The following is a 17,831-nucleotide window of genomic DNA, read 5'->3' on the forward strand; positions in this document are numbered from 1 at the left end:
CGAGAGTACTCAGTTCCAAATCCCGCAACTGACGTGAAGCCGCCGGACGTTAGCTGCAATCATAAAAACTACACCTAATATGACCGATAACCAATTTAATCATAAAGACCGTAACATTTTCACTAAAAACGCTGTAAAAATTGCTTTAATTATAAGTGTTTTTAGCTTAGCAATTTTATTTGCAACGGCTATTTTATTTACGTACAACTTTGGAGGTTTGACATTTAAAGTCGACGACAAGATTTTTGACTCTTTTGGTAGTTTCGTCGGTGGTATACTTGGACCTTTATTGTCTTTAGTCGCGACTTTACTTTTTTACAGAGCAATGATAATGCAAAAAGAAGAACTTACTTTACAGAGAAACAGTATCGACATGCAACGTAAAGAAGCTGAACGCCAAACGCAAGAAATGGCAGAAACAAGAAAACAATTTGAAACCACGAGGTTAACTGACATTCTTTATAAGCAAGTTGAAAGGTTTTATTCAAACATTGACAATCTTGAATATGAACATAACGCTTTAATATTGACAGGAGAAAAAGCCCACAATTATATTGTTATAGGGTTTTCCCAAATAAGTTTACAAGCTCGCAATAAAACGGTGACGAAAGAATCAGCTGAAAGGATATTAGAATATTTTGGCACTTTTGGACTAAGTTTATGGATATATTCTATTAATGCTTTTACTATATGCCAAACCTTCTATTCTGTAGTAGAAAATTCAAAACTATCTCCAGACGAGAAGAATGAAATAATGTCTTTATTTTATCTTTCGATCGGAACCGTCAAAACTACTCTTTTTAATAGGGTTGAAGAAACTGTGAATGGGTTAGAAGCAGCAGAAATTGACTTAAGTAAGACCCTAGCACATTCAACTAAAGATATTTGTCATGATATTATTGAACTGCGAGCCCGTCGGTACGAATAATCATGACTGCAGCTAACAGCGGTTTCACGCAATTGCTACTTACTTTGTAAAATGAACGACCTTTTTCCATAACTTCGTTTTGTCCAGCCGAGAGTACTCAGCTCCGAAAGCCGCAACTGACGTGAAGCCGCCGGACGTTATGGGCAATTTCAACCAAAATGAACGCATCAACGCTAAATATAGTTCTGAAAGACGAATCTAAAATTCAGTTATTGAAAACTGAAATTAATGCTGAAATATCAGCATATGAAAAGCTCATGCAAAAAACTGGCTCGTCAATAAATTTATATTTTAACGAAGACGAATCAACCTTTCTAAATACTCAAGGCCTTTCAAACTTGATTAATCAAACTTTAAATGGCTCTTTAAATAATGTAGAATTAGCTTACATATGCGACTGTTTAACTTTAGCCGAAAACTCAGAATTCGAAAATGATTTAGCAAAAGAAATAGTTTTCGAAATTGCAGATCCAGAAATAAACGGAGGTTATAAATCTATTGAAGAATTAAAAATACTAGCCAAATCGCTTCAAATAAAATAAAAGAAACTGCCCATAACAGCGGTTTCACGCAATTGCTGCTTTCTTTGTAAAATGAACGACCTTTTTGGCAATGATATACATGTGTAACCAATACTAAGATTTGAAAAGAAACGGCATCCCACTTCTGATTTCCTTATCAAAATCATACATTTGGTCTTCTTCTTCAAACGGAATAGAATAAATCGTTTCGTATTCCGATTCTGTGGTTGTAAAGATAGGTTCTTCACCTCCTTGTATATGCATAATAGTTAAATGGACACCTAAATGAAACGCCTCGAATTCGTGTGGAACTGTTAATTGATAGTTATGCATGATTATTGATAATTAAAGCCAATCGGCAGGGACTTCATTTAGAAAAGCCTTTTTCTTATCCTCCTCACCGTCTTTAAGTATGAAATTAAAAATAGTGCTGTTTTCAGTCACTTTTGGATTCACATACTCAATCCCATGTTTAATAGCAAGATTCTTTAAGTTTTCAATATAATGTTCTTTCCCGTCAGGAATATTTACCGTTGCTGTAAGTGGCATATTAGATTTTGTTTAAGTACATATCAAATGTAATTAAAAACCCCGACTTTCATCGGGGTTTGCTTTTTCTATAAGTTTTCGGTATTTTTGTAAAAAAAGCAATCCTGAAAACTCACTTACGCCTAATGGGAGACCGCTAATGCAACGGCTGAATTTTCAGGTTCACGACACATATTTTGATGTCGTTATTGCGGGGATATTATAAAAGGGGCATTTACGCCCCTTTTTTATATTAGTGAGGTGGAACAAATAAACTTAGTTGTATCGGAATTCTCCCATATTTTTCAGCCATTTTTCGCCTTAACTCCTCCATGGTAGTACATGCCGACGCCATACCAACTAACTGCCAAATATGCTCTAATAATTTCTTTAATCCATATTGCTCAGTTAGCCATCTATGGTAACTTATTCCTGATTTAGTAGGTGTTGGAACGTTTTTGTTCAGCCACTCATAAACATCTTTGTCAAGGTAGCTGTAAACTAATTCATTAACGAGTTTTCCCCAATATTTAGGTCGTTGTTGTAAACTTCCTTTCCAATTTGTTAAACGTCCAAATTCTACCCAAAGCTGGTCAGGAAATGTTTTTTCCCATTTGCGAAGTTCCTCTGCTAAAAACAAGTTCAATTTAAACTGTAACGCATCTATAGGTCGGTCATATTGATATCCTGTAGCCTCATCAACTAACGCTATGATACCTGTTTTTGCACACGCTCTTAAAAATGAATTTGCTCTTTCTGCGATTTCTTTTTGGCGGTCAGTTAACTTAACCATACCGTCTTTTTTATCAGATTCCTGCAGGGCAGTAGAATACGCAATACAAATATCCATAAATCGCTCTACAGGCACGCCAATAGCGGTTTTAGCAAATGATGCTGCTCCTGTATCGAAGTTCAAAAGCGCGGGAATTTGCCCATTTTCTGCAGGTATCAAATCTTCGGGTAAATATGATCGTATTGACTTAACCTTGATGTATTCAGCGAGCTGACCTCCTTCGACACCTGTCAGAGCTACAACGACACCTTTTAGACTAAAAATGCGTTCCCCACTTTCTAATACGTAACATGGTATCTCTTCGTTACCCAAAGTTAACGCCCCAAAGTGAGACGCTTTTTGTGTTTCTAATTCGTTTTTATCATTGATAATTTGAATCGTTGTATCAAAATCTGTTGAAGAGAGACTAATTCCTTTTTCAGAAGCAATTTGAAGTAGATTAGCACGCCACTTTATAGGAATAACCCCTGTCTTAGCCCAATAAGCTACAGTACTTTGACCTTTCCCTATTAATTCAGCAACATTGACCTGTCCGCCAAATTTCGCAATTATTTTTTGAGCTGTATTCATTACGTATACATTTAATTTGCTACAAATATCAAAAAAAATATTTAAGTGTATCAAAAAAACTGATATTTTTTTTAAAAAATTTGTTATTGTAATTTTATCCATGTATATTTACATCATCAAATAAAAGCAATATGAAAACCGCTAAAGATTTAAGAGATTTCGACAGTTTATTCCAATTACTTGACTACTTCACTACAGAAGAAAAATGTGAACAGCATTTAGCGGTTATCCGTTGGAATGGTGAGCCTACTTGTGCTTACTGCGAATCAACAAAGGTTTCTAAATTAGGTGGTAAAACTAACCGTTACAAATGTTACGGATGCAAAAAACAGTTTGGCGTGAAAGTGGGAACTATCTTCCACGATTCAAAAGTATCTTTGCGTAAATGGTTTGTTGCTATCTACTTAATCACTACAAACAAAAAAGGAATTTCCTCACACCAATTAGCTCGTCATATCCAAGTTACTCAGAAATCAGCTTGGTTTATTTTGCAACGTGTTAGAGAGGTTTACAACGATAAGCCGGAAGTATTCACATCTACAGTTGAAATTGACGAAACTTTCATCGGAGGTGCTAACGCTAACCGTCACGAAAGCAAAAAAGTAAAGGGCGGTCACGGTGGCGCAAAGCATACACCTGTTTTGGGTATTATTGAAAGAGGTGGGAAAGTTTACGCCTTGCCTGTAGCAAACAGAAAAGCAAAAACCATCATCCCGATTATGGTTGACCAAGTGGCTGAGGGCGCAACCGTTTACACAGACGAGTTTAAGTCTTATGCTTCTTTGAATAACAGATATGAGCATGATTTCGTTTGCCACAGGGCAAAAGAATACGTTAGCGGAAACGTTCACACTAACGGAATTGAAAACTTTTGGTCTCACCTGTCCCGTACCATCTTTGGGACTTATCACCACGTTACACCAAAGTATTTAGGACGATATGTTAACGAACAGGCTTTCCGCCATAACAACAGGGATTTGTCAGAGGGAAGCAAATTTGATGTAGCTTTGGCGAACGGAGTTAATGTAAGAATATCACATAAACAACTTACGAATGGCTAAAAAGAAAGAGGTAAAAATACCACGTCCTAAAGAAGATGTACGGATTGAAGCGGATAAACCCAAATTCAATGCCGTACTTTCTGCTATTGTAAAAAAGAAGCCGAACAATGGTGATGAAAGCACTAAGTAAACTGTACACGGCTGTACTGGATAACAAGGTTGTGGCGTTCGGCACGAACCTGAAAGACTTCGTTACTGAAATGCAGTCGTTAGAGCCTCAAAAAACACGGAACTATCAATACTACTTCCGAGCGTTCCAAAAGGAAAAGATAATTGAATTAAAGGCAGTAGATAAGGTTTATTTTCTGCAAGAAGTATATAACAGAGAGTAATAATTTTGCTATTTTTGCTAAATGGGAGATATAATAGAAACAACTTCTTTTGAAGACTTTAAAAATGAAAACGGCGTTACTTATTGGTGGGCATCCGACCTAATGGTAATGCTTGGTTATAAAGATTTGAAATCATTTCAAAAAGTATTAGACCGAGCCACAAAAGCTTTTGTTTCACTTAACATTTCGCATTACGACAATATAATTTGTGTAAGCAGGGATATTGACGGTAAAGATTGCCAAGACTTTAAACTCACTCGTTTTGCTTGCTACTTGGCTGTAATGAATGGTGACCCCAAGAAAGAAGAGGTTGCGAAAGCGCAGGCATATTTTGCTGAGCAGACAAGAAAGTTTGAGGTTTTTATAGGAAACAATCAGCAAATGGAACGCATGCTTATACGTGACGAGTTGGCTGATGGAAACAAATCATTGGCATCCGTCGCTAAACATGCAGGAGTTACGGATTACGCAATTTTCCAAAACGCAGGGTATTTGGGAATGTACAATATGGAATCATGGAAGCTTGAGAAATCTCGGAAAGTAGAAAAAGGTAAGCTAATGGATTATATGGGACGTACTGAACTGGCGGCTAATCTATTTAGGGTTACACAAACCGAAGAAAGAATAAAAAATAAAAATATCACGGGTCAGAAAAACCTAGAATCAACCCACTTTGAGGTCGGGAAGGAAGTTAGACAAATCATCATTAAAAACGTAGGTAAGCGACCTGAAAACCTTCCTTTAGAAAAGAAGTTAGGTGACGTGAAAAAAGAACTTAAGGACGGACATAAAAAGATGCTTAAAATTGACGCTCCTAAAAAGAAAAAACCATAATTATATTAAACGGATCGACGTAGCACACGCCCATAAGGGTTAAAATTAAGATGCAGAAATAACAATCCGTTTCCATTCGCAAGCTGTTAACAGATTTGGAGCAAAATGCCGCTACAAATTATTAAACAGTATGCCTGACCGCTTCGCTGATTACGTGTGAAGCAAAACCACTTAACGGGTTATCAGTTACCCTCTTTTTTCAACCGTAAAATGGAGGCGTGGAAAATTCGTAGATTTGTGGTTACACATGTATATCATTGCCACCTTTTTCCATAACTTCGTTTTGTCCAGCCGAGAATACTCAGTTCCAAATGCCGCAACTGACGTGAAGCCACCGGACGTTACAGGCCATTGCTCCGCGCCTCTGAAAGAACGATTTCCCTAAATTGAACAGTTCGGTTTGTGTTTGAGTAAATTTGACTTCTCCCCTATTTTTCACGGAGCAGTTTTGTGGTTACGTTGTGTTAGTGTCGCCTGGAAAATTGTCGTTTTATTTTCGCATCTCCTCGCCGAGAATTCTCTGCGGGACGCAATCAAGTGCAATAGCTGTGGAAAATCTTTGTCGATCTTCTTTTGCGTTGAAAATGTATCAAAAATCTGTTGCGTTGAATTGCGCGAACTTAACTTTGAGAAATTTTAAAGCCTAATTTAGAATTTCTTTCTGGTTACTTTGTGTGATTTTGCAACTGTGTCGCAACGGCCTGTAACAGCGGTTTCACGCAATTGCTACTTCTCTTGTAAAATTTAACCGCTTTTTCCATAACTTCGTTCTGTCCAGCCGAGAATACTCAGTTCCAAATGCCGCAACTGACGTGAAGCCGCCGGACGTTATATGTGGGTCGCTCCGCTCGCCGAATGAACGTTTCTCGTATGTTGAAAAGTTCGGCTTGTGTTTGAGTAAATTTGACTTTTCTCCTATTTTTTCACGGCTCAACTTTGTGGTTACGTTGTGTTAGTGTCGCCGGAAAATTCGTCATTTTTGTTTACGTTTCTTGTCGCCGAGAGTTCTCTGCGAGACTTAATCGGAACTTAATTGTTTGTCAAAATGTTTGTGTTGAATTGCGATGAGAAAACTGTGCGTGTTTAACTTTCAATTTTTCAAAAAACATAACGGAGCAGAATTACTTTGTGGCTACTTTGCGTGATTTTGCTGATGTGTCACGACCCATATAACAGCGGTTTCACGCAATTGCTACTTTCATTGTAAAATGAACCACCTTTTTCCATAACTTCGTTCTGTCAAGCCGAGAGTACTCAGCTTCGAAAGCCGCAACTGACGTGAAGCCGCCGGACGTTATGTGACATTTCAACCTCCAACGATATGAAAAATCTGGTAGCCATGGTTTTCTACATTTTATTTATAACAAATAATTGTCTATCGCAGGCTAGGAAAAGTAATGTGCAAAAAATAAATATAGACACTTCTAAAATTGCTGTTCTTAAAACTGAAAAATATCGCGGATTCCAAAAATTTAAATCAGCAGGTTTAGACAATTCCGAAATTTTGCTTGCAGAAAAATTATTGGCCAAAAGCGTACATAAATATAATGAAGGAAATAATTGGAGCACAATCAATCTAAAAAAATATAATAGACAATATGTTGCAGCAATAAATCAAAAAGGAGAGAAAATAATATATATAAATTGTTACTGTGAGCCTAATGCAATTAATTGGAAAGAAGAACTTTCAGAAGTTGATGATGGAGGAAACTGCTTTTTCTCACTAATGATTAATCTTAGCCTTCAACTCACTGAAGAATTAGATGTGAATGGACCATAGAAACGTCACATAACAGCGGTTTCACGCAATTGCTGCTCACTTTGTAAAATGAACAACCTTTTTCCATAACTTCGTTCTGTCCAGCCGAGAATACTCAGTTCCAGAAGCCGCAACTGACGTGAAGCCGCCGGACGTTACATGTGGTCGCTCCGCTCTCCGAATGAACGTATGTCGTTTGTTGAGAAGTCCGGCTTGTGTTTGAGTAAATTTTACCTCTCTCGCTATTTTTCACGGCTCAACTTTGTGGCTACGTTGTGTTAGAGTAGCCGGGAAAATTGTCATTCTTGTTTGCGATTCTTGTTGCCGAGAGTTCTCTGCGAGACTTAATCGGGACTTAAGTATTGCGCAAAAGGCGTGCGTTGAAATCTAACTTAGAAAAAGTGCGTGTGAACTGGAGAATTTAAAAAATGTAATGGAGTGGAGTTTCTCTGTGGTTATTTTGTGTGATTTTGCGAATGTGTCGCGACCCATGTAACAGCGGTTTCACGCAATTGCTACTTCCCTGGTAAAAGGTAACACCTTTTTCCATAACTTCGTTCAGTCCAGCCGAGAGTACTCAGTTCCAAAAGCCGCAACTGACGTGGAGCCGCCGGACGTTATAGGCAACCGATGAACCAAGATGTACCGACATTCCATACAAAAAAAAAATAATAAATTTTAAGTTTTTTAGCTTTAGATTGGAAAATATTTAATATTATTTTGAAACAAATAGAAAATATTCAATAATTAGTCTATCTTCGCTCACTTATTAATATAATATTTTTATGAACGAAGGAACAATTAAGTTTTTTAATGAAGCAAAAGGCTTCGGATTTATCACTCCAAATGGTGGAGGCAACGATGTGTTCGTACATGTAACTGGTCTTAATGGATCAGTACGTGAAAACGATGCGGTAACTTATTCCGTAGAAAACGGACAAAAAGGACCAACAGCAGTTAATGTAAACGTTATCTAAGATATATTTTACTTGTACCAATTAAGCCAGTCTTTATGAGATTGGCTTTTTTTGTTAAATAAATTCGGCAGCCTATAACAGCGGTTTCACGCAATTGCTGCTCACTTTGTAAAATGAACCTCCTTTTTCCATAACTTCGTTTTGTCCACGCCGAGAATACTCAGTTCCAAAAGCCGCAACTGACGTGAAGCCGCCGGACGTTATGTGTAATTGCAAAATGTGAGCCGATTAATTAAAGCGTAAATTCATTATGATTAATCATTTTTTCGAAAAGCATCTTTTTCTGAAACTAGAAACGCCGACTATCATTTAAACTGTCTTGATAGTTCAATATACTTAGATTTTGTAGATTGCGAAGATGAATGCATAAAACTAATCAGAATCTCATTTGATGGTTACGGATGTTGCGATTTAGGTGAAGCTGCAATTGCACTTTCTAAAAACGAGTCAGGAATTTTTAAAAGAGAATTTTTAAATAATTTTCAAGACCATAAATCCTTTGAAGAAATTATTAGAAAAGCCATTTCAATAAATCAGTCTAAGATATGGAAAGATGCGTTACAAGAATATGAGTTGTATAAAAGCAACTACACATAACAGCGGTTTCACGCAATTGCTACTTCCCTTGTAAAATGAAACATCTTTTTCCATAACTTCGTTCTGTCCAGCCGAGAGTACTCAGTTCCAAAAGCCGCAACTGACGTGAAGCCGCCGGACGTTATGTGTGGTCGCTCCGTGCGCCGAATGAACGTATCTCGTATGTTGAGAAGTTCGGCTTGTGTTTGAGTAAAGTTGACTTCTCCCCTATTTTTCATGGTGCATCTTTGTGGTTACGTTGTGTTAGAGTCGCCGGAAATTTTGTCTGTCTATTTTCGCATCCCCTGCCGAGAGTTCTCTGCTGGACGCAATCAGGCGAAATAGCTGCGGATGTGCTTTGTCGATCTTCTTTGCGTTGAAAGCGCAACGAAAATCCGTTGCGTTGAATTTTGCCAGCTTAACTTTTGAGAAGTTTAAAAGTTAAAGCAGAATTTCTTTGTTGTTACGTTGTGTGATTTGCGAGTGTGTCGCGCCCCACATAACAGCGGTTTCACGCAATTGCTGCTTCCCTTGTAAAATGAACCACCTTTTTCCATAACTTCGTTTTGTCCAGCCGAGAGTACTCAGTTCCAAAAGCCGCAACTGACGTGAAGCCGCCGGACGTTATGCGACAGCTAGCTTTGCTGCGCTCCGCGCGGGTTTTGCGTGATCGGCTTGTGACTTCAGAAACTAAAAATAATTTTTTTTAGCCGCCGCATAACAGCGGTTTCACGCAATTGCTGCTTCCCATGTAAAATGAACGACCTTTTTCCATAACTTCGTTCTGTCCAGCCGAGAATACTCAGCTTCGAAAGCCGCAACTGACGTGAAGCCGCCGGACGTTAGCTGTGATTTTGGCGTGACAACTAAACAATTACGCCCTGCCATGTCAGCAACGAAAATCCTTTTAAAAATAATCCGTATATTTGCTTTGTGCAAAACAGTATTAAAAATGACTTACGAAATATCTTTTCAGGAAAGAGCGAAATTAGGTTTGGAGCAATTATCCAAGCAATCGCCAGTTACCTTGACAATGGCTCGCCAGCAAGCAAAGAAATTGCAGACTCAAAGTACTTCAAAAAACAAGAAGCAGAGAAGTTAGAATCTTACATCGCTGAAAACAATCTTTGGAAAGAAGTTGACTTTTCACAATACGTCAGTGAAGGCGCCGAACAGAAAGTTTATCTTAAGGATTCAGAGCATGTAATCAAACTTAATGATGCCATTTATTATACTTGCTGGAAAGACTATTTTCTAAATTTATTGCTCCACAATTATTTTTTTCCCGACACAGCTTATAATTTAATTGGATTTACAAAATCTGAAAATGTCATTTATGCTGTTGTCGAGCAATCTTATGTTGCAATCACCGGTCCAACAGACTTAAACACTGTCAGGAAATTCCTGGAGCAAAATGGTTTTCAAAATAATCGCAACAATGATTATTACAATCCCGATTTGGGAATAATCATTGAAGATCTTCATGATGAAAATGTATTGACGCGAAATGAAATTCTTTATTTTATTGACACAGTATTTTTCGTTACAGACGAGTTTCTGAGCTAAAATTAAAACCACAGCTAACAGCGGTTTCACGCAATTGCTGCTCACTTTGTAAAATGAACCGCCTTTTTCCATAACTTCGTTTTGTCCGCCGAGAATACTCAGTTCCAAAAGCCGCAACTGACGTGAAGCCGCCGGACGTTATGCGATAGTTTATCACGATACTATGAAATTTGGAGATAAGAAAATTTATGGATCTATCGATGGAGTTGATGTAAATCTGCGTAAAATAATTTCGGCTATAAATAACGAGGTTTCAAAAATGGTTCTTAAACAAGAAATGGACTATCCTCTATTTTCCTTGCGAGCCATAGCAAATTATACAGGTGTACTTTTTGATCGCTTGATTTCACATCAGAATTTTCCAATTGATTACATTGCTATTTTGTCTAGGAATCTTTTTGAATGCTATTTACTCACAGCTTATATTATTATTGATCCTTCCAAAGGCGAAGAATTTATTAGTCAAAAAGCATACGAAGAACTAGAAATTAATGAAGGCTTCTTGTCTATAGCTACTGCAAATACATCTGAAACAGTTATAAAATCTATCCGAGACAGAATGGAGTATATTAAAAAGATCATGAAAAAGCATGGACTTACTCCATCAAAAAATTGGAATGTTAATTACCTCGCAAAACAAACAAATAACGAACTTGAATACAAGGCTTTTTTCAAACTATATTCAAAATATGTTCATCCTTCTTCGTGGATAATGAATAGTGATAAACATGAATATGACAACCCTGTTTTTAAAAACATTTTCATATTACAAGGACAACACTACGCAAGTTGTATAACAAAACTAATTTCTAATTACTTAGATAATAAAACCATCGCATAACAGCGGTTTCACGCAATTGCTGCTTCCTTTGTAAAATGAACCGCCTTTTTCCATAACTTCGTTCTGTCCAGCCGAGAGTGCTCAGCTTCGAAAGCCGCAACTGACGTGAAGCCGCCGGACGTTATGGGCAATTTCAACCAAAATGAACGCATCAACGCTAAATAAAGTTCTGAAAGACGAATCTAAAATTCAGTTATTGAAAACTGAAATTAATGCTGAAGTATCAGCATATGAAAAGCTCATGCAAAAAACTGGCTCGTCAATAAATTTATATTTTAACGAAGACGAATCAACCTTTCTAAATACTCAAGGCCTTTCAAACTTGATTAATCAAACTTTAAATGGCTCTTTAAATAATGTAGAATTAGCTTACATATGCGACTGTTTAACTTTAGCCGAAAACTCAGAATTCGAAAATGATTTAGCAAAAGAAATAGTTTTCGAAATTGCAGATCCAGAAATAATCGGAGGTTATAAATCTATTGAAGAATTAAAAATACTAGCCAAATCGCTTCAAATAAAATAAAAGAAACTGCCCATAACAGCGGTTTCACGCAATTGCTACTTTCTTTGCAAAATGAACGACCTTTTTCCATAACTTCGTTTTGTCCACGCCGAGAGTACTCAGCTTCGAAAGCCGCAACTGACGTGAAGCCGCCGGACGTTATCTGCTATTTTAACCAAACCTGGAAGAACAATGAACATTAAAGATGCGAAACAACTGATTATAGATAATTATAAGCAAGTAAAATTCCTTGCTGGTTACACTACAGATATTCAGGACAAACCATATAAAGCAAATAATCTTATTCAATTACGCGAAGCGTTAATTAATTTAGAAAATGTCGAAATGATCAGTTCAGAAATATCTGAATTAAAAGATTCTGCATTATTTAGTTCTAATAAAGATGAAGTATATTTTAACTCTTCGGATAGAAATTTAATTGATCGAAATGTACAAAGAATAAATATCGGGCTTGAATTTTTATTAAATTATGAAAACCGAACTAGTTTAAGTGGCGTAGGTCTTGATATTAAATTACCCGAAATTCAAAACTTTGATGACTTATCTAAAGTATCATTAGATTTTAAAAAAGCAATTGAATTGCCAATCCTTGACATTGGAAATGGAAGTTATGTTAAAATTGAGTCAGCAGAGTCCGGTTCAATTTGGCTTAAAATAGGTGTTGGGACAATTATGGCAGTAAATTTGATTGCCGCTATTTGTTGGGCAGCAGCTGTTATCCGGAAAAAGAAAGCAGAGGCTAAGATATTTGAAGAGCACGCTCGAACATTAGAACTTAAAAACGATGCTTTAGGCGAAATTGTAAATGCACAAAACCAACAATTAAAAAATATTATTGAGTCTGAAGCGAAATCAATTCAAGAAAATAACTATGATTCGAATGATCCAGAAGTTTTAGCAAGATTAAAGTTATCAATTGCCACTGTATCTGATCTAATTGACAGAGGAACACAAATATTACCCGCTTCTGATAATAAAGATGTTATAAAGATGTTCCCTGATTATTCAAATCTCAATCTCATCGAATCCAAAACCAAAAAATTAATGGAATGAAAACAGCAGATAACAGCGGTTTCACGCAATTGCTGCTTCCCTTGTAAAATGGATGACCTTTTTCCATAACTTCGTTCAGTCCAGCCGAGAGTACTCAGTTTCGAAAGCCGCAACTGACGTGAAGCCGCCGGACGTTAGCTGCCATTTTTGAACGAATCTACTTACGATAACAAAAATTTTGTAACTTTGAGAAAAAGTAAAGCCATGGAAATAATTCAAAAATATGATATTCAAGTTGAAGAATGGATTTTAGAAGATTTCAGAAAGTTCGAAGGTGAAAATCAAGAAAATTTATTTCATGAATTCGGCATTTCTCCGCAAGATCCTAATGACCCGAATTGTTGTTATTTTAATGTTGGTATCCAAAAAATAATTGACAACTCCAAAAATGGCAGAGTGTTTTCTGCAAAAGCTACAACTACATTTAAAGTAAAAAATAACAACCAAATTCCGTCAGTAGAATTTTGTTTTGATATTCTTGATAGCGGAACTTTTGAATTTGCAAAATTCTTTAATAGTCGAAAACAGAACACATACGTTTTTGATAAAAAAATACCAATTCCGCAAATTGAAGATTTTCGAAAAGAACTTGAAAATGTAATTTTATATTGGGATCGAAATATCAAAAACACGGGACTAAATTAAAACGGCAGCTAACAGCGGTTTCACGCAATTGCTACTTCCCTTGTAAAATGAACCGCCTTTTTCCATAACTTCGTTCTGTCCAGCCGAGAGTACTCAGTTCCAAAAGCCGCAACTGACGTGAAGCCGCCGGACGTTGTGTGCAAGTTTTGACCAAACCTGAAATCAATGACGTACAATTGGAATGATATTAAATGGATATTTGAACCTGATGGTGCATTGCGTGACATATATGTTACGAACATTAACGTTGATGACTGGAAAAATCTTATAGATTTTTTAAATAATGAATTTGTCATCAGGTTTGGGATTACACAGCATAATTTTCAATTAAATAAAATCGATAAAAATTATGCTTTACAATACCTTACCTCCAGGACAGACCAAATGGAATCCAAAACAATTTCAATTATACTTGATGGATATTCTAATTAATTGTCATTTATTTTCTAATTCGGAAATTGAATTTGATATAGATCCAACCGAAATTAAATCCGAAACAGAACTCAATAAAATCATAGCTTTTATGAAATCAATCAGCAAGCAACTAAGAAAGCAAATATTTCTAACTGGTGAAAATGATCAAGAATTTCCATTGATAACTATTGATGAAACATCGAATGTTGCTCATTTCCTGACAAAGGCAGAAGCAGTAAAAAAATGGAAGTCGTAAAATTAAACCTGCACACAACAGCGGTTTCACGCAATTGCTACTTCTCTTGTAAAATGAACCGCCTTTTTCCATAACTTCGTTCTGTCCAGCCGAGAGTACTCAGTTTCGAAAGCCGCAACTGACGTGAAGCCGCCGGACGTTGTGTGCAAGTTTTGACCAAACCCGAAACCAATGACGTACAATTGGAATGATATTAAATGGATATTTGAACCTGATGGTGCATTGCGTGACATATATGTTACGAACATTAACGTTGATGACTGGAAAAATCTTATAGATTTTTTAAATAATGAATTTGTCATCAGGTTTGGGATTACACAGCATAATTTTCAATTAAATAAAATCGATAAAAATTATGCTTTACAATACCTTACTTCCAGGACAGACCAAATGGAATCCAAAACAATTTCAATTATACTTGATGATATTCTAATTAATTGTCATTTATTTTCTAATTCGGAAATTGAATTTGATATAGATCCAACCGAAATTAAATCCGAAACAGAACTCAATAAAATCATAGCTTTTATGAAATCAATCAGCAAGCAACTAAGAAAGCAAATATTTCTAACTGGTGAAAATGATCAAGAATTTCCATTGATAACTATTGATGAAACATCGAATGTTGCTCATTTCCTGACAAAGGCAGAAGCAGTAAAAAAATGGAAGTCGTAAAATTAAACCTGCACACAACAGCGGTTTCACGCAATTGCTACTTCTCTTGTAAAATGAACCGCCTTTTTCCATAACTTCGTTCTGTCCAGCCGAGAGTACTCAGTCCCAAAAGCCGCAACTGACGTGAAGCCGCCGGACGTTAGCAGACATTTTGTTAGTCACGAGAGCGATTTGCGTAACATATTTTGACATGAAAATTATTAAAAAAGCAAAGCCCATATTTCTTAAAATATTTAGGGTTAATTCTCCAAAAGAAGAACTCAATAAATTTGCAGAGATTAGACGAAATATTTTGATAAAAAAAATGCGTTCAAATTCGATTGCAATCGTAACCAATCAAATTGATATATACACAGGTTGTACAAAAATGGCTTACTTTATCTCAGCAATTGAAAGAATTTATTATCTCGAAAATATTGATCTCGAAGTTTTTGAAGTGTTCATTAGCGCTTTTAATAAATATCCAATTTGGGATGAAAGAAATTACTATAATAAAGAATATCTAGCTAAACTTGACGTGGAACTAAATTCTATTCATGATCAATACAAACAATCAATACTAGAAAAATGTAATGAAATTATTGAGAAATTTGAGTACATTAAAAACGTCTGCTAACAGCGGTTTCACGCAATTGCTGCTTCCTTTGTAAAGTGAACCACCTTTTTCCATAACTTCGTTCTGTCCAGCCGAGAGTACTCAGTTCCAAAAGCCGCAACTGACGTGAAGCCGCCGGACGTTATATGCCATTTTAAAACAACACTGCATGAAAAGACTACTTTTTATATTTTTCATTTTAACACTTTTTTCTTCTTGTAACAATAACAAATCAAAAAAGAAATCGTCACAAGAAGAGCTGGAAGAAAAGCATCATATGGAAATCCATAAGGAATTGGATAAAGTAGATACAGAATATAAGAAGTTTGAAGACCTACTGAAATGGTTATATAAGCAATCTGAAGTTGAGCCTAAATTAGTACATTTAAAAATTGATAGTTTAATTATGGCTGCGAAAAAAGAGCGAGATCCAATTAAATCTCAGATTTCAAAAAACGTAATTAGTCAATTATTTTACTTCAAAGCTGAAATTGATTATAGACAGGGAAAATATCAAGAGTCAATAGAAAATATTTATAAGTCAAATTTTCAATTTAAACACATTCACTCAGATGATGCTACTGCTTTAGCAGCGAACTATATAAAACTGAAAAAAAATGAAATGGCAAAATCATTCATAGATAGTATTGGAAAAGGGTTTTACATATATGATTACGCCTTAGGTAATTATTACGAAAGCGTTGGAAATAAAAATGCTGCCTTAAAAATATATTATGAAATAAAAACAAATAAAAGACGTCACCAACATTACTTTTACTATCAACCAGTCTTAAATCGTATTATAGACATAGAAAAGCACAATCATCTAATAAACGAAATCCATTTTCCAACTGGATATCCTGACTTTGACATAACTATAGATAACGATAATGAATTGAGAACCAAAATTCTAAACTATATGGATACTTTTCCTGAAGTAAAAGGATATTCAGTATTTATATATCAAGGTCCATTAATTGACGAAACAGACTATTATTGGATTAGGGTTGGTAAAGGAGATAATTTTGAAGATGATGATTTTGCTAAGTACAATTTTGCAGTTTATTCCAAACCATTTGAAGTAAAGTTTTTTGAGCCAATAACAAAAAAAATGTATAGCCTTTCAGAATGGAGAAAAAAGAAAAACGGCATATAACAGCGGTTTCACGCAATTGCTCCTATCTTTGTAAAATGAAATATCTTTTTCCATAACTTCGTTCTGTCCAGCCGAGAATACTCAGTTCCAAAAGCCGCAACTGACGTGAAGCCGCCGGACGTTGTGCGCAATTTTAACGCAGCGACCTTAAAATGAAAGATATACAAAAATTATTAGTGCCAAAAGCTTTTAAATTTGATACTGGTTTAGTTACCAAATCAAATCCTGAAATATATAATGTAAGTTACGATTTATGGACTTTGACAATAACTTTGGGGTTTGATGATGTCAATGGTCCTGTATATGTAATTTTCAAAAATGTAATTGGCTTTAGAGTATTAGATGAAGGTGATTTATTAGAGTTTTGGAACGATGATGTAAGAGTTCCTGGATGGATTTGGAAAATTGAAAGTGGCGGTTGGTTTGAACTTGAAAAATTACGTACTGGCTTTTTAACACAGCATCATAAAGAAAGTCATGATGAATTTTTAGTTTCTGGAATGAATGATTGTGTAAGCATTATTGCTGAATCTGAACCGGTCATTCTCAGGTCAGAATAAAAACTGCGCACAACAGCGGTTTCACGCAATTGCTGCTTCCCTTGTAAAATGTAACCGCTTTTTCCATAACTTCGTTCTGTCCACGCCGAGAATACTCAGTTCCAAATGCCGCAACTGACGTGAAGCCGCCGGACGTTAGCAGCAACACTTATCGCACTGGAACTAAATTTGTAAGAAAATTAACCGTATTAATTTTTTACTTATCTTTGTATCAATAATTTAAAAATCTATATAAATGCAAAAAATCATCAATTCAGATAAAGGCAATTTTGTTATCGGTTACTGTGATAATCTTGAAGAGTTAGAAATGTATCAATCCAACTATTTGACTGAAGCTTTCCGAATAGAATTTAAACCAAACTGTATTATGACCGAGGAAATGGTCAAAGATTATACATCAAACTTTGTTAACTTTTTGAAAACTGAAGTTTTAGAATTAGCAAAAATACATTCCGATTTTTATGACCATTTTGAGATTTCGTTTGCGAACGAATTCACTGGATTTTCATTAGGTAGAAAAGAAAATTATTCTGAATTGATTGTCTCTATTTCTTCAATGAATGTCTTTACTAAAATTAAAGAAGTTAGCGTAAATTAGTGCTGCTGCTAACAGCGGTTCCACGCAATTGCTGCGTCCTTTGTAAAATGTAATCGCTTTTTCCACA

The 17,831-nt window shown here is 35.8% G+C and carries 21 protein-coding genes; 18 read left to right on the forward strand and 3 right to left on the reverse strand.

Annotation, left to right across the window (positions count from 1 at the left end; all coding sequences use genetic code 11):
* The first annotated feature begins 79 nt into the window (after positions 1-79).
* Together HYN49_RS13395 and HYN49_RS13400 are read left to right on the forward strand one after the other, a co-directional pair.
* Positions 80-928 (forward strand): hypothetical protein, encoded by an 849-nt coding sequence (locus HYN49_RS13395; protein ID WP_108904589.1) that lies wholly within the window; start codon positions 80-82, stop codon positions 926-928.
* A gap of 158 nt (positions 929-1,086) precedes the next feature.
* Positions 1,087-1,470, forward strand: coding sequence for a hypothetical protein (locus tag HYN49_RS13400; RefSeq protein WP_108904590.1), 384 nt, complete (start codon positions 1,087-1,089; stop codon positions 1,468-1,470).
* Positions 1,471-1,563: 93 nt separating this feature from the next.
* Here HYN49_RS13400 and HYN49_RS15190 read toward each other — a convergent pair whose 3' ends face one another.
* The 3 genes from HYN49_RS15190 to HYN49_RS13410 form a co-directional block, all read right to left on the reverse strand.
* Positions 1,564-1,713, reverse strand: a complete 150-nt coding sequence (locus HYN49_RS15190) for a hypothetical protein (protein WP_181368966.1) — start codon at positions 1,711-1,713, stop codon at positions 1,564-1,566.
* An 81-nt stretch (positions 1,714-1,794) separates the two neighbouring features.
* On the reverse strand, positions 1,795-1,998 hold the full coding sequence (locus HYN49_RS13405; protein ID WP_108904591.1) for a hypothetical protein: 204 nt from the start codon (positions 1,996-1,998) through the stop codon (positions 1,795-1,797).
* 232 nt (positions 1,999-2,230) lie between these two features.
* The gene (locus HYN49_RS13410) at positions 2,231-3,442 is read right to left on the reverse strand and encodes a P63C domain-containing protein (protein ID WP_219928751.1); all 1,212 of its coding nucleotides are present in this window, start codon (positions 3,440-3,442) and stop codon (positions 2,231-2,233) included.
* 29 nt (positions 3,443-3,471) lie between these two features.
* Between HYN49_RS13410 and HYN49_RS13415 the strand changes: the two genes are divergently transcribed.
* From HYN49_RS13415 to HYN49_RS13500, 16 genes are all read left to right on the forward strand, one after another.
* Positions 3,472-4,401, forward strand: coding sequence for an IS1595 family transposase (locus tag HYN49_RS13415; protein WP_108904592.1), 930 nt, complete (start codon positions 3,472-3,474; stop codon positions 4,399-4,401).
* On the forward strand, positions 4,394-4,531 hold the full coding sequence (locus tag HYN49_RS15195; protein WP_181368967.1) for a hypothetical protein: 138 nt from the start codon (positions 4,394-4,396) through the stop codon (positions 4,529-4,531). Before HYN49_RS13415 ends, HYN49_RS15195 begins: the two co-directional genes overlap by 8 nt.
* Positions 4,532-4,754: 223 nt before the next feature.
* Positions 4,755-5,567 (forward strand): BRO family protein, encoded by an 813-nt coding sequence (locus HYN49_RS13425; protein WP_108904594.1) that lies wholly within the window; start codon positions 4,755-4,757, stop codon positions 5,565-5,567.
* A gap of 1,321 nt (positions 5,568-6,888) precedes the next feature.
* Entirely contained in the window at positions 6,889-7,347 is a 459-nt protein-coding gene (locus HYN49_RS13430) for a hypothetical protein (RefSeq protein WP_108904595.1), read from the forward strand.
* A gap of 764 nt (positions 7,348-8,111) precedes the next feature.
* Positions 8,112-8,303: a cold-shock protein gene (locus HYN49_RS13435; RefSeq protein ID WP_108904596.1), complete on the forward strand. Its 192-nt coding sequence runs from the start codon at positions 8,112-8,114 to the stop codon at positions 8,301-8,303.
* A 1,509-nt stretch (positions 8,304-9,812) separates the two neighbouring features.
* Positions 9,813-10,445, forward strand: coding sequence for a putative polyvalent protein kinase domain-containing protein (locus HYN49_RS13445; protein ID WP_245892199.1), 633 nt, complete (start codon positions 9,813-9,815; stop codon positions 10,443-10,445).
* Positions 10,446-10,608: 163 nt separating this feature from the next.
* A complete protein-coding gene (locus HYN49_RS13450; RefSeq protein WP_108904598.1) occupies positions 10,609-11,286 on the forward strand; it encodes a DUF5677 domain-containing protein in 678 nt (225 codons plus the stop codon).
* A gap of 142 nt (positions 11,287-11,428) precedes the next feature.
* Positions 11,429-11,812, forward strand: coding sequence for a hypothetical protein (locus HYN49_RS13455; RefSeq protein WP_108904599.1), 384 nt, complete (start codon positions 11,429-11,431; stop codon positions 11,810-11,812).
* Between the two features lie 171 nt (positions 11,813-11,983).
* Positions 11,984-12,865, forward strand: coding sequence for a hypothetical protein (locus tag HYN49_RS13460; RefSeq protein ID WP_108904600.1), 882 nt, complete (start codon positions 11,984-11,986; stop codon positions 12,863-12,865).
* A gap of 204 nt (positions 12,866-13,069) precedes the next feature.
* Positions 13,070-13,510, forward strand: coding sequence for a hypothetical protein (locus HYN49_RS13465; RefSeq protein ID WP_108904601.1), 441 nt, complete (start codon positions 13,070-13,072; stop codon positions 13,508-13,510).
* Positions 13,511-13,859: 349 nt separating this feature from the next.
* Positions 13,860-14,180 (forward strand): hypothetical protein, encoded by a 321-nt coding sequence (locus tag HYN49_RS13475; protein WP_146185110.1) that lies wholly within the window; start codon positions 13,860-13,862, stop codon positions 14,178-14,180.
* A gap of 171 nt (positions 14,181-14,351) precedes the next feature.
* Positions 14,352-14,855 (forward strand): hypothetical protein, encoded by a 504-nt coding sequence (locus HYN49_RS13480; RefSeq protein WP_108904604.1) that lies wholly within the window; start codon positions 14,352-14,354, stop codon positions 14,853-14,855.
* 190 nt (positions 14,856-15,045) lie between these two features.
* The gene (locus HYN49_RS13485) at positions 15,046-15,471 is read left to right on the forward strand and encodes a hypothetical protein (RefSeq protein ID WP_108904605.1); all 426 of its coding nucleotides are present in this window, start codon (positions 15,046-15,048) and stop codon (positions 15,469-15,471) included.
* Between the two features lie 148 nt (positions 15,472-15,619).
* The gene (locus HYN49_RS13490; protein ID WP_108904606.1) at positions 15,620-16,606 is read left to right on the forward strand and encodes a hypothetical protein; all 987 of its coding nucleotides are present in this window, start codon (positions 15,620-15,622) and stop codon (positions 16,604-16,606) included.
* 152 nt (positions 16,607-16,758) lie between these two features.
* Positions 16,759-17,166 carry a hypothetical protein gene (locus HYN49_RS13495; RefSeq protein WP_108904607.1) on the forward strand — a complete coding sequence of 136 codons (408 nt, stop codon included), beginning with the start codon at positions 16,759-16,761 and terminating at the stop codon, positions 17,164-17,166.
* A gap of 235 nt (positions 17,167-17,401) precedes the next feature.
* A complete protein-coding gene (locus HYN49_RS13500) occupies positions 17,402-17,764 on the forward strand; it encodes a hypothetical protein (protein ID WP_108904608.1) in 363 nt (120 codons plus the stop codon).
* Positions 17,765-17,831 lie beyond the last annotated feature (67 nt).

Origin of the sequence: Flavobacterium pallidum (assembly GCF_003097535.1) — a bacterium.
GTDB lineage: Bacteria > Bacteroidota > Bacteroidia > Flavobacteriales > Flavobacteriaceae > Flavobacterium > Flavobacterium pallidum.

What these genes read in the sequence shown, in the direction of transcription:
- HYN49_RS13395 (WP_108904589.1), top strand. Translation starts at nt 80, where the DNA reads ATGACCGATAACCAATTTAATCATAAAGACCGTAACATTTTCACTAAA.
- HYN49_RS13400 (WP_108904590.1), top strand. Translation starts at nt 1,087, where the DNA reads ATGAACGCATCAACGCTAAATATAGTTCTGAAAGACGAATCTAAAATT.
- HYN49_RS15190 (WP_181368966.1), bottom strand. Translation starts at nt 1,713, where the DNA reads ATGCATATACAAGGAGGTGAAGAACCTATCTTTACAACCACAGAATCG.
- HYN49_RS13405 (WP_108904591.1), bottom strand. Translation starts at nt 1,998, where the DNA reads ATGCCACTTACAGCAACGGTAAATATTCCTGACGGGAAAGAACATTAT.
- HYN49_RS13410 (WP_219928751.1), bottom strand. Translation starts at nt 3,442, where the DNA reads ATGGATAAAATTACAATAACAAATTTTTTAAAAAAAATATCAGTTTTT.
- HYN49_RS13415 (WP_108904592.1), top strand. Translation starts at nt 3,472, where the DNA reads ATGAAAACCGCTAAAGATTTAAGAGATTTCGACAGTTTATTCCAATTA.
- HYN49_RS15195 (WP_181368967.1), top strand. Translation starts at nt 4,394, where the DNA reads ATGGCTAAAAAGAAAGAGGTAAAAATACCACGTCCTAAAGAAGATGTA.
- HYN49_RS13425 (WP_108904594.1), top strand. Translation starts at nt 4,755, where the DNA reads ATGGGAGATATAATAGAAACAACTTCTTTTGAAGACTTTAAAAATGAA.
- HYN49_RS13430 (WP_108904595.1), top strand. Translation starts at nt 6,889, where the DNA reads ATGAAAAATCTGGTAGCCATGGTTTTCTACATTTTATTTATAACAAAT.
- HYN49_RS13435 (WP_108904596.1), top strand. Translation starts at nt 8,112, where the DNA reads ATGAACGAAGGAACAATTAAGTTTTTTAATGAAGCAAAAGGCTTCGGA.
- HYN49_RS13450 (WP_108904598.1), top strand. Translation starts at nt 10,609, where the DNA reads ATGAAATTTGGAGATAAGAAAATTTATGGATCTATCGATGGAGTTGAT.
- HYN49_RS13455 (WP_108904599.1), top strand. Translation starts at nt 11,429, where the DNA reads ATGAACGCATCAACGCTAAATAAAGTTCTGAAAGACGAATCTAAAATT.
- HYN49_RS13460 (WP_108904600.1), top strand. Translation starts at nt 11,984, where the DNA reads ATGAACATTAAAGATGCGAAACAACTGATTATAGATAATTATAAGCAA.
- HYN49_RS13465 (WP_108904601.1), top strand. Translation starts at nt 13,070, where the DNA reads ATGGAAATAATTCAAAAATATGATATTCAAGTTGAAGAATGGATTTTA.
- HYN49_RS13475 (WP_146185110.1), top strand. Translation starts at nt 13,860, where the DNA reads ATGCTTTACAATACCTTACCTCCAGGACAGACCAAATGGAATCCAAAA.
- HYN49_RS13480 (WP_108904604.1), top strand. Translation starts at nt 14,352, where the DNA reads ATGACGTACAATTGGAATGATATTAAATGGATATTTGAACCTGATGGT.
- HYN49_RS13485 (WP_108904605.1), top strand. Translation starts at nt 15,046, where the DNA reads ATGAAAATTATTAAAAAAGCAAAGCCCATATTTCTTAAAATATTTAGG.
- HYN49_RS13490 (WP_108904606.1), top strand. Translation starts at nt 15,620, where the DNA reads ATGAAAAGACTACTTTTTATATTTTTCATTTTAACACTTTTTTCTTCT.
- HYN49_RS13495 (WP_108904607.1), top strand. Translation starts at nt 16,759, where the DNA reads ATGAAAGATATACAAAAATTATTAGTGCCAAAAGCTTTTAAATTTGAT.
- HYN49_RS13500 (WP_108904608.1), top strand. Translation starts at nt 17,402, where the DNA reads ATGCAAAAAATCATCAATTCAGATAAAGGCAATTTTGTTATCGGTTAC.